At 66.3% G+C, this 13,316-nt stretch carries 12 protein-coding genes and 1 pseudogene; 7 read left to right on the forward strand and 6 right to left on the reverse strand.

Annotation, left to right across the window (positions count from 1 at the left end; genetic code table 11):
* Positions 1-157: 157 nt before the first annotated feature.
* Complete coding sequence (ubiE, locus tag AC5P6A_RS12365; RefSeq protein WP_019660690.1) at positions 158-919, reverse strand: bifunctional demethylmenaquinone methyltransferase/2-methoxy-6-polyprenyl-1,4-benzoquinol methylase UbiE; 762 nt, start codon at positions 917-919, stop codon at positions 158-160.
* Between the two features lie 80 nt (positions 920-999).
* On the opposite strand from ubiE, the gene AC5P6A_RS12370 reads away from it, so the two are divergent.
* The 5 genes and pseudogenes from AC5P6A_RS12370 (at position 1,000) to AC5P6A_RS12390 (ending at position 3,316) form a co-directional block, all read left to right on the forward strand.
* Entirely contained in the window at positions 1,000-1,452 is a 453-nt protein-coding gene (locus AC5P6A_RS12370; RefSeq protein ID WP_005419409.1) for a nucleoside deaminase, read from the forward strand.
* A 198-nt stretch (positions 1,453-1,650) separates the two neighbouring features.
* The gene (locus AC5P6A_RS12375; RefSeq protein WP_021203905.1) at positions 1,651-1,911 is read left to right on the forward strand and encodes a hypothetical protein; all 261 of its coding nucleotides are present in this window, start codon (positions 1,651-1,653) and stop codon (positions 1,909-1,911) included.
* Between the two features lie 75 nt (positions 1,912-1,986).
* Entirely contained in the window at positions 1,987-2,322 is a 336-nt protein-coding gene (locus tag AC5P6A_RS12380; RefSeq protein ID WP_021203904.1) for a hypothetical protein, read from the forward strand.
* Positions 2,323-2,389: 67 nt separating this feature from the next.
* Complete coding sequence (locus tag AC5P6A_RS12385; RefSeq protein ID WP_019660693.1) at positions 2,390-2,812, forward strand: low affinity iron permease family protein; 423 nt, start codon at positions 2,390-2,392, stop codon at positions 2,810-2,812.
* Between the two features lie 52 nt (positions 2,813-2,864).
* Positions 2,865-3,316 (forward strand): annotated as a pseudogene (locus AC5P6A_RS12390) (REP-associated tyrosine transposase).
* 108 nt (positions 3,317-3,424) lie between these two features.
* Here the strand turns inward: AC5P6A_RS12390 and smeF are convergent.
* From smeF to smeD, 3 genes are all read right to left on the reverse strand, one after another.
* Entirely contained in the window at positions 3,425-4,810 is a 1,386-nt protein-coding gene (gene smeF, locus AC5P6A_RS12395; RefSeq protein ID WP_346715106.1) for a multidrug efflux RND transporter outer membrane subunit SmeF, read from the reverse strand.
* Between the two features lie 97 nt (positions 4,811-4,907).
* The gene (gene smeE / locus AC5P6A_RS12400) at positions 4,908-8,030 is read right to left on the reverse strand and encodes a multidrug efflux RND transporter permease subunit SmeE (RefSeq protein WP_019660696.1); all 3,123 of its coding nucleotides are present in this window, start codon (positions 8,028-8,030) and stop codon (positions 4,908-4,910) included.
* A gap of 12 nt (positions 8,031-8,042) precedes the next feature.
* Positions 8,043-9,227, reverse strand: coding sequence for a multidrug efflux RND transporter periplasmic adaptor subunit SmeD (smeD, locus tag AC5P6A_RS12405; RefSeq protein ID WP_155030142.1), 1,185 nt, complete (start codon positions 9,225-9,227; stop codon positions 8,043-8,045).
* Between the two features lie 207 nt (positions 9,228-9,434).
* Between smeD and smeT the strand changes: the two genes are divergently transcribed.
* Together smeT and AC5P6A_RS12415 are read left to right on the forward strand one after the other, a co-directional pair.
* Complete coding sequence (gene smeT / locus AC5P6A_RS12410; RefSeq protein WP_171952612.1) at positions 9,435-10,133, forward strand: efflux transporter SmeDEF transcriptional repressor SmeT; 699 nt, start codon at positions 9,435-9,437, stop codon at positions 10,131-10,133.
* Positions 10,130-11,122, forward strand: a complete 993-nt coding sequence (locus AC5P6A_RS12415; RefSeq protein WP_346715107.1) for a Gfo/Idh/MocA family protein — start codon at positions 10,130-10,132, stop codon at positions 11,120-11,122. Before smeT ends, AC5P6A_RS12415 begins: the two co-directional genes overlap by 4 nt.
* 96 nt (positions 11,123-11,218) lie before the next feature.
* On the opposite strand, the gene hslU is transcribed toward AC5P6A_RS12415, so the two are convergent.
* Together hslU and hslV are read right to left on the reverse strand one after the other, a co-directional pair.
* Positions 11,219-12,592 carry an ATP-dependent protease ATPase subunit HslU gene (gene hslU / locus AC5P6A_RS12420; RefSeq protein ID WP_026347094.1) on the reverse strand — a complete coding sequence of 458 codons (1,374 nt, stop codon included), beginning with the start codon at positions 12,590-12,592 and terminating at the stop codon, positions 11,219-11,221.
* Between the two features lie 106 nt (positions 12,593-12,698).
* Positions 12,699-13,250, reverse strand: coding sequence for an ATP-dependent protease subunit HslV (gene hslV, locus AC5P6A_RS12425; protein WP_332329381.1), 552 nt, complete (start codon positions 13,248-13,250; stop codon positions 12,699-12,701).
* Between the last annotated feature and the right edge of the window lie 66 nt (positions 13,251-13,316).

Below are 13,316 nucleotides of genomic sequence, written 5' to 3' on the forward strand. Positions count from 1 at the left end.
CCCCAATGGTAACTCCCTCCGGCCGCGCAGGCGTTGCGCGGTGCGGGGTAATGGCGGCCCACAGCACCGGTAGTGCCGGCCGCTGGCCGGCATCCGCACGGACGACGACCGGGCACGGGGATGCCGGCCAGCGGCCGGCACTACCCGGACACCGGGCTTACAGCTTGTAGCCGGAGTGGATCGAGACGATGCCGCCGGTCAGGTTCTTGTAGTGGCAGCGCTCGAAGCCGGCCTGCGCCATCATCGCCTTCAGTTCGTCCTGCGGCGGGTGCTTGCGGATGCTCTCGGCCAGGTACTGGTAGCTGTCCGAGTCATTGGCGAACAGCTTGCCCAGCTTCGGCAGGATCTTGAACGAGTGGAAGTCGTAGATCGGCTTGAACCAGTCCGCGGTGACTTCGGAGAACTCCAGCACGCGGGCCTGGCCGCCCACCTTCAGCACGCGGTACATCTCGCGCAGGCCAGCGTCCTTGTCGGTCACGTTGCGCAGGCCGAAGGCGATGGTGACCAGGTCGAAGCTGTTGTCCGGGAACGGCAGGGCCTCGGCGTTGCACTGCACGTAGTCCAGGCCCAGCACCAGGCCGCGGTTGGTCAGGCGGTCACGGCCGACCGACAGCATGCCGGCGTTGATGTCGCCCAGCACCACCGAGCCCTCGGCGCCGACGCGCTCCTTCAGCAGGGCGGCGATGTCGCCGGTGCCGCCCGCCAGATCGAGCACGCGGTCGCCCGGCTTCACCTGCGCGGTGGCCACGTAGTAGCGCTTCCACGCCCGGTGCACGCCCAGGCTCATCAGGTCGTTCATCAGGTCGTAGTTGCGCGCGACCGAGGTGAACACCTGGCCGACCAGCTTCTGCTTGTCCTTGGCGGCGACGTCGCGGAACCCGAAATGGGTGGTACCGGCTTTGTAGGGGGATTCGCTCATGGCCCCGATTATCGCACCGCCCGGGGCCAGCGGCACCCCCTGCCCGTATCATGGCGGGCCACGACTTACCGGAGCCCCGCATGATCACCACGCCCGACTACCAGGCCCTGCTGCAGACCGCCATCGCCGAAGCCCGCCAGGGCCTGGCCGAGGGCGGCGTGCCGATCGGCGCGGCCCTGTACCACAACGACGGCCGCCTGCTTGGCTGCGGCCACAACCGCCGCGTGCAGGAAGGCGACCCGTCGGTGCACGGCGAGACCGATGCGTTCCGCAAGGCCGGCCGCCAGCGCCGTTACCAGGACACGATCATGGTCACCACCCTGGCACCGTGCTGGTACTGCTCTGGCCTGGTGCGCCAGTTCAACATCGGCACCGTGGTGGTGGGCGAATCGCGCACCTTCCAGGGCGGCATCGACTGGTTGCGGGAAAACGGCGTCAACGTGATCGACCTCGACAACCAGGAATGCGTCGACCTGCTCGGCGATTTCATCAGCCGCCATCCGGACATCTGGAACGAAGACATCGGTGAATGAGCCACACACCGTCATCCGTTGAACCCGTTTAATGAACGCTTCAGTGCCGCCACCTCTTAGTGCGGACAGCGTTTGCGGCCATTGCCGTGACCGCGCGCACAGTCAGCTGGACTGCGTGCACACACTGCGGTAACACCCCGCCCGGCTGACACGCCTAGGGTGGGGTTACCGGGGCTCGTTTCCCCGGCGGAGCCAGCCATGTGCGCGCACGCCGTACGACCTACGCCCGACCCGATCCTCGAATCCATCCGCGAACGCCTGCAGCAGCACTTCGCGCTGCACCGGCGCAGTGCGTCGTTCTGGAGTGCCTACCAGGGCCTGCAGCTGGAACTGGTGCGCGGCCAGCCACGCGATCACGAGCGACTGTGCAACGCGATGGCCACCATGGCCGAGCAGATGGGGGCGGTCGAGCACGCGCAACTGATCAGCAATCGCCACACCGGCTCCACATCCCGCTGACGCGGCATGCACCGGCAGATACGCCACACTCCGATGAACCCCCACTCCCTTTCCACTCAACCGAACTGGATTGTCATGCACGCTGAAGTCCCCACCATTCCTCCGGTCATCAACGTAGACGCCGAGCTTGACCACTGGCGCCGCCAGCATGCCGAGGGCGCACTGCCGCACAACTCGTTCGGCTCCTACGTGCCGTGGATCAAGTTCGCCTGTGATTCGCTGATCACCCAGCCGCGCGCCAGCGAGGCCGAACGTGACGAAATGTTCCAGACCCAGTACGCCCTGCAGATCATGCCGCGGCTGAGCGAAGCACAGGCCCGCGAGTTCGTCGACCTCTGCTGGCAGCACGTCTATCAGAGCAGCCCGGTGCGCAGCCTGCAGGCGCCACGACTGCAACGCATGCGCGCCTGACGGCCGCTGCACGGCGCCTCCACGCGCCACTGCCGATCATCCTCGTCACCTGAGTGGGACGACGACGATGAAAGCACGAAACCTGTTCAATACGATCGCCAAGAAGGCCGCGGCCGCCACGGGCTCGCCGTGGACCTTCCTGGCTGCAGTGGCGATCGTGGTGATCTGGGGCATCAGTGGCCCGGTGTTCGGCTTCAACGACACCTGGCAGCTGGTGATCAACACCGGCACCACCATCATCACCTTCCTGATGGTGTTCCTGATCCAGCACACGCAGAACGCGGACACCGCCGCGATGCAGATCAAGCTGGACGAGCTGATCCGGGCAACCGCCGAGGCCAACAACGAGCTGCTCGATCTGGAAGAACTGGACGAGGCACGCCTGGAAGAGATCCGCGCCGAGTACGAGCAGATGGCGCGAGAAGCCGGCGATGCGCTCGCGCGGGTGCGCGCCTGCCATGCAGCGCGGCGCGACGATGAAGCGATCTGACGGTCGCCCTCGGCTGATAACGGCGGACATCCCATCAGTGCAGACTGGCGCCATGTCCAGCCGTCACCTGGAACGCGGCCGCCACTCCCGTATCCGGGGCTACTACGTCCTCACCACGGTCGTACGCCACCGGCGTCCGGTCTTTGAAGATCCACGTTGTGCAACGTGTCTTGTGGATGCATTGAGGTATGTTGAACGCTGGGCCTCGGTCGGTCCTTTGCTTGGGTCGTCATGCCTGACCATCTGCACTGGCTGATGCAGCTGCGCGACGGATCACTGGCGCGCATGATGGGAACGGTGAAATCCCGCAGCAGCCGGTTGCTGGGGCAGCAGTTCGGCATACAGACGCCTTTGTGGCAGCCGAGCTGTTTCGATCACGCGGTACGCAGCGAGGAAGCCTTGAGGCGCCATGCGTTGTACATCCTGGGCAACCCCATCCGAGCAGGGTTGACCCTGCATCTCGATGAATATCCGTTTGCATGGTGCCGTTGGCCCATGCGGTAGCGCCTGGCCATGCCCGGCGAGCACGAAGTGCGGTCCGCCCAGACGTCAGGCATGCAGGAACGAAAAGCCGCCGGGCGTGGCCCGGCGCTACCGGTATCGAATTGCTGCTCAGCTGCGCTCGTGCCAGCCACCGCCCAGCACCTTGTACAGCGTGATGCGGTTGGCCTGCTGCGCCAGCTGCGCCTGCAGCTGGGTCTGTTGTGCGTTGTAGGCGGTACGTCGCGCATCCAGCAGGGTCACGAAGCTGTCCAGGCCCGCGTCGTAGCGCGCCTGCGACAGGCGGTTGGCCTGTTCGGCCGCTTCCACCAGGCGCTGCTGTGAACTCACCTGCTCGTCCAGGCTGACATTCAACGCCAGCGCATCGGCGGTTTCGCGGAAGCCCACCTGGATCGACTTCTCGTACTGCGCCAGAGCGATATCACGATCGGCGTTGGCGATGGCCAGGTTGGCGCGCAGCTTGCCGCCCTGGAAGATCGGCAGCGTGATCTTCGGCAGGAAGCTCCACACGCGCGTACCGCTGTCGAACAGGTTGGACAGTTCGCTCGAACCACTGCCGATGCTGCCGGTCAGCGAGATGCTCGGGAAGAACGCCGCGCGTGCCGCACCGATATTGGCGTTGGCCGCCAGCAGCTGGTGTTCGGCGGCCATGATGTCCGGGCGCTGCAGCAGCACATCGCTGGGCAGGCCGGCCGGCGGCGGTGCCAATGCCAGCAGTTGCGGCTCGATGCTGTCTGGCAGCAATGCCGGATCGAGCTGGCCGCCGGCCAGCAGCGCCAGCGCGTTGCGGTCCTGGGCCAGCTGGCCGCGCAGGCGTGCGGCATCGGTGCGCGCGGTTTCCACCAGCGTGCGGGTCTGGGTCAGCTCCAACGCTGAACTACCACCACGTTCGTGGCGGGCTTCGGCCAGGCGCAGCGAGTCCTCGTAGGTCTTCAGGGTGGCCTCGGCGATCTTCAGCTGCTGCGCGTCGGCCCCGTAGGTGAGCCACGCGGTGGCGGTCTCGGCCACCAGGCTCAGTTGCGCGTTGCGGCGGTTGGCGGCCACGGCGAAGTACTGCTGCAGCGCCGCTTCACTGAGATTGCGCACGCGGCCGAACAGGTCCAGCTCGAACTCGGCCACGCCAACGCCGGCGGTGAACTGCTCGCTGACACCGGCATCAGTACCGCGACGGTCCATCTGGCCGGTGACGGCCACGCCAGGCACGCGATCAGCGCGCTGCACGCGGTACTGGCCGCGCGCGCGTTCAACGTTGAGCACGGCCACGCGCAGGTCGCGATTGTTCTGCAGCGACTGCTCGATCACCTGCTGCAGGCGCGCATCGGTGAAGAAGTCGCGCCAGCCGACGGCGGCGACATCGGCCACCTCGCCCTGCGCGGCCTCGGCCGGCCACTGCGCCGGGATCGCCGGGGCGACAGCGGTGTTCTTAGGCACCAGGGTGGAGCAGCCGGCCAGCGCGAGCACGCCGGCCAGGGATACAGCAAGAGAAGAGAATTTCATGGCGACACCTTGGGGGTCACGGTGGTAGCGCCGGGCCATGCCCGGCGGCTACGCGGTGAGGCATCCGCCGGGCATGGCCCGGCGCTACCGGATTTCATCACTCGGCGGTCTTGCGCTTGAACACGCGCTGCACCACCACGAAGAACAGCGGCACGAAGAACACGCCGAGCACGGTGCCGACGATCATGCCGCCGAGCACGCCGGTGCCGATCGCCTGCTTGGCGCCGGAACCGGCGCCGGTGGAGATCGCCAGCGGTACCACGCCCATGCCGAAGGCGAGCGAGGTCATCACGATCGGGCGCAGGCGGTCGCGCACGGCGTGCATGATCGACTCGATCAGGCTGGCGCCCTTTTCCAGGTTTTCCTTGGCGAACTCGACGATCAGGATCGCGTTCTTGCTGGTCAGGCCCACCGTGGTCAGCATCGCCACCTGGAAATAGATGTCGCGCTCCAGGCCCTTGAAGGTGTTGGCCAGCACCGCGCCGAGGATACCCAGCGGGGCCGCCAGCAGCACCGCGGTCGGTACGCTCCAGCTTTCATACATCGCGGCCAGGCACAGGAACACGATCATCAGCGACAGCGTGTACAGCAGTGGCGTCTGCGAGCCGGCCTGGCGTTCCTGGTAGGACATCGCCGTCCACTCGATGCCGAAGCCCGCCGGAAGCTGCTTGGCCAGCTGCTCGATCTCGGCCATGGCATCGCCGGAGGCGACACCCGGGGCCGGTTCGCCCTGGATCTCCATCGCCGACACACCGTTGTAGCGCTCCAGGCGCGGCGAACCGTAATCCCAGTGCTTGGTGGCGAATGCACTGAACGGCACCATCTCGCCCTTGTCGTTCTTCACGGACCAGAGGTCGAAGTCCTCCGGGACCATGCGGAACGGCTGGTCGGCCTGCACGAACACGCGCTTGACGCGGCCACGATCGACGAAGTCATCGATGTACGAGCTGCCCCACGCAGCGGCCAGCGTGCCGTTGATCTGGTCGATCGACAGCCCCAGCGAGGTCGCCTTGGCCGCGTCGATGTCGATGCGGAACTGCGGCGTGTCCTCCTGGCCGTTCGGGCGCACGTTGGCCAGCTTCTTGCTGCCGGCGGCCAGGCCGAGCAGCTGGTTGCGTGCGGCGACCAGTGCCTCGTGGCCCTGGCCGCTGTTGTCCTTCAGGAAGAAGGTATAGCCCGAGGCAGTACCCAGTTCCGGAATGGCCGGCGGCGGGAAGGCAAAGATGAAGGCATCCTTGATCTGGCCCAGGGCCGCCATCGCACGACCGGTGATCGGCATCACGCCATTGTCGGCGTCACGCTCGCTCCAGTCCTTCAGCTTGACGAACGCCATGCCGGCGTTCTGGCCCATGCCGGCGAAGCTGAAGCCCTGCACGGAGAACACCGAATCCACCGCATCCTTCTCGTTCTGCAGGAAGTGGTTCTCCAATGCCGCGATCGATTCCAGCGTGCGCTCCTGGGTGGCGCCGACCGGGGCCTGCACCAGCGCCATCAGCACGCCCTGGTCTTCGTTGGGCAGGAACGAGCTGGGCAGGCGCACGAACAGCACGCCCATCAGCACGAACAGTGCCGCCACGATGCCCATGAAGCGCCACGGACGATGGATGATGCCGCGCACACCACGCTGGTAACTTTCGCTGGTGCGGTCGAAGCCACGGTTGAAACCGTTGAAGAAGCGACCGACCAGGCCGCGGTGGGCAACATGATGCTCACCCTTCTTCAGCGGCTTGAGCATGGTCGCGCACAGTGCCGGCGTCAGCACGATCGCCACCAGCACCGACAACGCCATTGCAGAGACAATCGTGGCCGAGAACTGCCGGTAGATCACACCGGTGGATCCGCTCATGAAGGCCATCGGCACGAACACCGCCGACAGCACCAGGCCGATACCCACCAGCGCACCGGTGATCTGGCCCATCGACTTGCGGGTCGCTTCAAGCGGCGACAGTCCTTCCTCGGACATGATGCGCTCGACGTTCTCCACCACCACGATGGCATCGTCCACCAGCAGACCGATCGCCAGCACCATCGCGAACATGGTCAGCATGTTCACCGAGAAGCCCAGCATCGCCAGCACGCCGAAGGTACCCAGCAGCACCACCGGCACGGCGATGGTCGGGATCAGGGTGGCGCGGAAGTTCTGCAGGAACAGGTACATCACCACGAACACCAGCACGATCGCTTCGAGCAGGGTCTGCACCACGCCCTTGATCGACACGCGCACGAACGGGGTGGTGTCGTACGGGATCTCGGCCTTCAGCCCGGCCGGGAAGAAGCTCTTCATGTCTTCCAGCGCAGCGTCCACGCCGGCCGCAGTATCCAGCGCGTTGGCGCCGGTGGCCAGGGTGACCGCCAGGCCGCTGGCCGGCTGGCCGTTGTAGCGGGTGACGAAGTCGTAGGACTCGGCCCCCAGTTCGACGCGGGCGACATCACCCAGGCGCAGCTCGGCACCGTCCTGCGCGCCGCGCACGATGATGTTGCGGAACTGTTCCGGGGTCTGCAGGCGCGACTGCGCGTTGATGGTGGCGTTGAGCTGCTGGCCCTTCACCGACGGCGCACCGCCGAGCTGGCCGATCGCCACCTGGGCATTCTGTGCCTTGATCGCCGCAGTCACTTCCGCGACGGACAGGCCATAGGTATGCAGCTTGTTCGGGTCCAGCCAGATGCGCATGGCGTACTTGCCACCGAACACCTGGATGTTGCCCACGCCCGGCACGCGGCTCAGGCGATCGACGACATTGGAACCGACGTAGTCGGCGATGTCGTTGGCGTCCATGCTGCCGTTCTCGGACACGAACGCGATGACGTTCAGGAAGCCCGAGCTGGACTTGGCCACGTTGATGCCCTGCCGCTGCACTTCCTGCGGCAGCAGCGGCATGGCCAGCTGCAGCTTGTTCTGCACCTGCACCTGGGCGATATCCGGGTTGGTGCCGCTCTCGAAGGTCAGGGTGATGGTGGCCTGGCCGTTGGACGAGCTGTTGGAGGAGAAGTAGATCAGGCCATCGAGGCCCTTCATGTTCTGCTCGATGATCTGCGTCACCGAGTCCTCGACCACCTTGGCCGATGCCCCCGGGTAGGTGGCGCTGATTTCCACCGCCGGCGGTGCGACGTTGGGGTACATCGAGACCGGCAGCTTGAACAGGGCCAGGCCGCCGGCGAGCATGATGATGATGGCGATCACCCACGCAAAGATGGGTCGATCGATGAAAAAGCGTGCCATGGAGTTCTCCGCTTACTTCGCGTCGCCGGCCGGGGCGGCAGGCTGGGCGGCTGCCGCCGGCTTGGCCGGAGCAGCGCCCTTCTCGGTGGCCTTGACCGGCATGCCGGGGCCGATCTTCTGCAGGCCTTCGACGATGACCTTGTCACCGGCCTTCAGGCCGTCCTCGACCAGCCACTTGTCGCCGACCGTGCGGCTGACCTTGACCGGGCGCACTTCGACCTTGTTGTCCTTGCCGACCACCATCGCCGTGGTGTCGCCCTTCGGATCGCGGGCGATGCCCTGCATCGGCACCAGCACCGCATCGCTGCGCACGCCGCCGCCGATCACCGCACGCACGTACATGCCCGGCATCAGCAGGCCGTCCGGGTTGTCCACCTTCACGCGCAGGCCGAAGCTGCCGGTGGTCGGATCGACGCTGACTTCGGAGAACTCCAGCGTACCCTTGTGCTCGAAGGTGCTGCCGTCTTCCATCAGGATGCTGACCGGCAGGGTCTGGTTGTCCTGCAGGCGGCCGGCGGCCAGTTCGCGGCGCAGCTGCAGCAGCTCGGCGGAGGACTGGGTCAGGTCGACATAGATCGGGTCCAGCTGCTGCACGGTCGCCAGTGCATTGGCCTGGCCGGCGCTGACCAGCGCACCCTGGGTGACGCTGGACTTGCCGATGCGGCCGCTGATCGGCGCGGTGATGCGGGCATAGCCGAGGGTGACGTTGGCCGCGTCCAGCGAGGCCCTGGCGGCACCGACATCGGCCTCGGCCTGCTTCTGCGCGGCGACGGCGTTTTCCAGGTCCTGCTGGCTGACCGCGTCGACCTTGGCCAGCTCGGTGATGCGCTTGGCGCTCAGGCGCGCGGCGTTGGCCGTGGCTTCGGCGCGGGCCAGCTGGGCGCGGGCGCTGTTGGCCTGGGCGCGGTAGCTGGCGTCCTCGATCTGGTACAGCGGCTCGCCGGCCTTGACCATGCCGCCTTCGGTGAACAGGCGCTTGGCAACGATGCCGTTGACCTGCGGGCGCACTTCGGCGACCAGGAAGGCGTTGGTACGGCCCGGCAGTTCGCGGGTCAGACCCACGGTTTCGGACTTCAGCGTGACCACGGTGACGTCACCCGGGCCCTGCTCGGGGGCCTGGGGCTGGCCGCCGCAGGCAGCCACGGCTGCGGCGATGGCCAGCGACAGTGCAAAGGGTCGGATTCGGCTCAGCAACATGACGGAAAGGCTCTTAGGGGAAGGAATCTCAAATCGCGCTGATACAGGCCGAAAGCGCCAGCAGGCAACGCGCACCAGCGGGGAGTGGGAGCCGGACCGGCCTGCCACGCACACGACGGGAATGATGGGAGCGAAATATACATACACGCTTGTTTGTTTGTAAACCGGTACAATTCAGCCACGTTTCACCCGCACTCGTACCTACCCATGGCCCGCAAGACCAAAGAGGACACCCAGGCAACCCGGGAAGGCATCCTTGACGCCGCCGAAGCCTGCTTCCATGAACACGGCGTGGCCCGTACCACGCTGGAGATGATCGGCGCCCGCGCCGGCTATACCCGTGGCGCGGTGTACTGGCACTTCAAGAACAAGAGCGAGGTGCTGGCCGCGATCGTCGAGCGGGTGCACCTGCCCTTCATGCAGGAACTGGAGCGCACCTCCACCGACCAGCGCGACACCCCGGTGCACGACCTGCGCGCGGTGATGATCCACTCGTTCATCGAGCTGTCCGAGGACGAACGCCTGCGCAAGACCATGGAGATCATGCTGCGCAGCGATGCGTCGGCCGACACCAGGGTCCTGACCGAAATGCAGCAGGCCGGCTTCCGCGATGCGCTGGACCGGATGGAGCGCGCCCTGCGCCGCGCCAAGGACCTGGGCCAGCTGCGCGAGGGCGCCGACCCGAAGATCGCCGCACGCATGCTGCACGCCACCGTGCTGGGCGTGCTGCACGGCGCGATGGTCGAACCGGAACTGATGGACCTCAAGCGCGATGGCATGCTCGCGCTGGACATGACCCTGGCCGCCTACGTGAAGGATGGTGTGTTCGTTCCCGGCACCGTCCCCGAGCCGCTGCCCGAGGCTGCTCCCATCGATGCGGCACCCCCTGCAAGGGCAGATCGATGATCCTGGACAACGTGGTGTGGGGCTTCATCGGGTGTGGCAGCGTCACCGAGAAGAAGAGCGGGCCGGCCCTGGCCAACACGCCAGGCTCACGGGTAGTGGCGGTCATGCGCCGCAATGCCGCATTGGCCGAAGACTATGCACGCCGCCACGCGATTCCGCGCTGGTACGCGGACGCCGATGCACTCATCGCCGATCCGGAGGTGAACGCGGTCTACGTTGCAACACCGCCCTCCACGCACATGCACTACGCATTGCAGGCGATTGCTGCAGGCAAGCCGGTCTACATCGAAAAGCCGATGGCCATGAACCACGACGAGTGCCAGCGCATCATCGCGGCCAGCGCCCGCAGCGGCGTGCCCGTGTTCGTGGCCTACTACCGCCGTGCCCTGCCCCGCTTCGCACAGGTGAAGCAGCTGCTGGACAGCGGCGCGATCGGTACGCCGCGCAGCGTGCGCGCCACCCTGCATCGGCCACATTCGGCGGCTGCCGCATCGCCGGACTTCTGGCGAACCAACCCCGCCATCGCCGGCGGCGGGCTGTTCGTCGACCTGGGCTCGCACACGCTGGACCTGCTCGACCATCTGCTGGGGCCCCTGAGCGACGTGCGCGGCCTGGCCAGTTCGTTGACCGGCGCCTACGCCGCCGAAGACAGCGTCTCGATGTGCTTCCGCACCGGGGTGGGGGCGCACGGCATCGCGCAATGGACCTTCTGCGCGTTCCGCCGACAGGACGAGGTCGAGATCACCGGCGACCTGGGGCAGCTGCGCTTTGCCACCTTCGAGGACGTTCCGGTGGTGCTGGAGACCGAAGCGGGCGTGCAGGCATTCGATATCCCGAACCCGCCATCGGTCCAGCAGCCGTTGATCGCCTCCGTCGTGGACGAACTGCGCGGCCACGGGCACTCGCCCTCGAACGGCATCAGCGCCGCCCGCACCAGTGCAGTGATCGACCAGGTACTGCAGGCCTACCTCGCCCGGCAATCGCGCTGAGCGCCAACGCAAGAGGCCGCCCTGCGGCGGCCTTTTCTGTTGCAGCGGATGGAGTCAGGGCCCTCGCCACGGCGAAGGATCCGACCGCGATGCGCACTACAGGATGTAGCGGCTCAGGTCCGGGTCCTGCACCAGCTCACCCAGGTGTGCATCGACGTAGGCGCTGTCGATGGCCAGGGTTTCGCCATCGCGGTCCGGTGCCTCGTAGCTGAGCGAATCCAGCAGGCGCTCCAGCACCGTATGCAGGCGGCGCGCGCCGATGTTTTCCTGGCGCTCGTTCACCTGGAACGCGATCTCGGCCAGGCGCTCGATGGCATCGGCAGTGAAACTGACCTTGACGCCTTCGGTGGCCAGCAGTGCTTCGTACTGCTTGGTCAGCGCCGCCTTCGGTTCGGTCAGGATGCGCACGAAGTCGCCCTTGCTCAACGCGCCCAGCTCAACGCGGATCGGGAAACGGCCCTGCAGCTCCGGAATCAGGTCGCTGGGCTTGGCCAGGTGGAACGCGCCCGACGCGATGAACAGGATGTGGTCGGTCTTGATCGTGCCGTACTTGGTGGACACGTTGGAGCCTTCCACCAGCGGCAGCAGGTCGCGCTGCACGCCTTCGCGGGAGACATCGCCACCGCCCACGTTGTCGCCGCGCTTGGCAACCTTGTCGATCTCGTCGATGAAGACGATGCCGTGCTGCTCGCAGGCCTCGATTGCCGCAGTGCGGATATCGTCCTCGTTGACCAGCTTGCCGGCCTCTTCCTCGATCAGCAGCGGACGCGCGGCCTTGATGGTCAGCGTGCGCTTGTGCGCCTTCGCGCCGCCACCCAGGTTGGCGAACATCGACTTCAGCTGCTGGCCCATTTCCTCCATGCCCGGCGGGGTCATGATGTCCATGCTGACATTGGCCGCCAGGTCGAGCTCGATCTCACGCTCGTCCAGCTCACCGTTGCGCAGCATCTTGCGGAACTTGATGCGGGTCTCGTTGTCCTGCGCCGACGGTTCGTTGCGGGCGACTTCAGGATCGAAACCGATGCCGCCGCTACGACGCGGCAGCAGCGCATCGAGGATGCGGTCTTCGGCGCGTTCTTCGGCCTGGGTACGCACGCGCACCTTGGCCTGTTCGCGATAGAGCTTGACCGCGGTGTCGGCCAGGTCGCGGATGATCTGCTCGACGTCCTTGCCGACGTAGCCCACTTCGGTGAAGCGCGTGGCTTCGACCTTCACGAACGGCGCGTTGGCCAACGTAGCCAGGCGGCGCGCGATCTCGGTCTTGCCGACGCCGGTCGGGCCGATCATCAGGATGTTCTTGGGCATCACTTCATTGCGAAGCTCCGGCGCCAGCTGCATGCGGCGCCAGCGGTTGCGCAGGGCGATGGCCACGGCACGCTTGGCGTCGTGCTGGCCCACGATATGCCGATCCAGTTCCTGCACGATCTCGCGCGGGGTCATGGTGGCGGAGGATACTTCGATCTTCGACATGGATGTGCTCACGAATTCGTTGTCTACGATGCCGGAACCGAACGGCCCCGGACGGTAGCGCCGGGCCATGCCCGGCGAATCTGGAATGTCTGTGACGGGTTCCCCGTCACAGCTCCTCGACCACCACGTTGCGGTTGGTGTAGATGCAGATGTCGCCGGCGATGCCGATCGCTTCACTGGCAATCGTGCGCGCATCCATTTCGGTATGTGCCATCAACGCGCGCGCGGCCGACAGTGCATACGAGCCACCGGAGCCGATGGCGATGATGCCGTCCTCGGGTTCGATCACATCGCCGGTGCCGCTGATGATCAGCGAGGTTTCCTTGTCAGCCACAGCCAACAGGGCTTCAAGCTTTCCGAGGCGGCGCTCGGTGCGCCAATCCTTGGCCAGCTCGACCGCAGCGCGCTGCAGCTGGCCGTGCTTTTCCAGCTTGGCCTCGAACAGCTCGAACAGGGTGAAGGCATCGGCGGCGGCACCGGCGAAACCGGCCAGCACCTGGCCGTCGCGGCCAAGGCGGCGCACCTTGCGTGCATTGCCCTTCATCACGGTGTGGCCCAGCGTGACCTGGCCGTCGCCGGCAATGGCCACGTGCTCGCCGCGACGGACGCAGACGATGGTGGTGGCGTGGAAAACGTTGGGGTTCTGACTGGGGTCCATGATGCCTCCGGGGTGACAGAACCAGAGGTGGGGACTGCGCTGCGCCCTTCAAGCCACCCGCGACCG

The organism is Stenotrophomonas sp. YJH_SMC_20 (genome assembly GCF_059367845.1).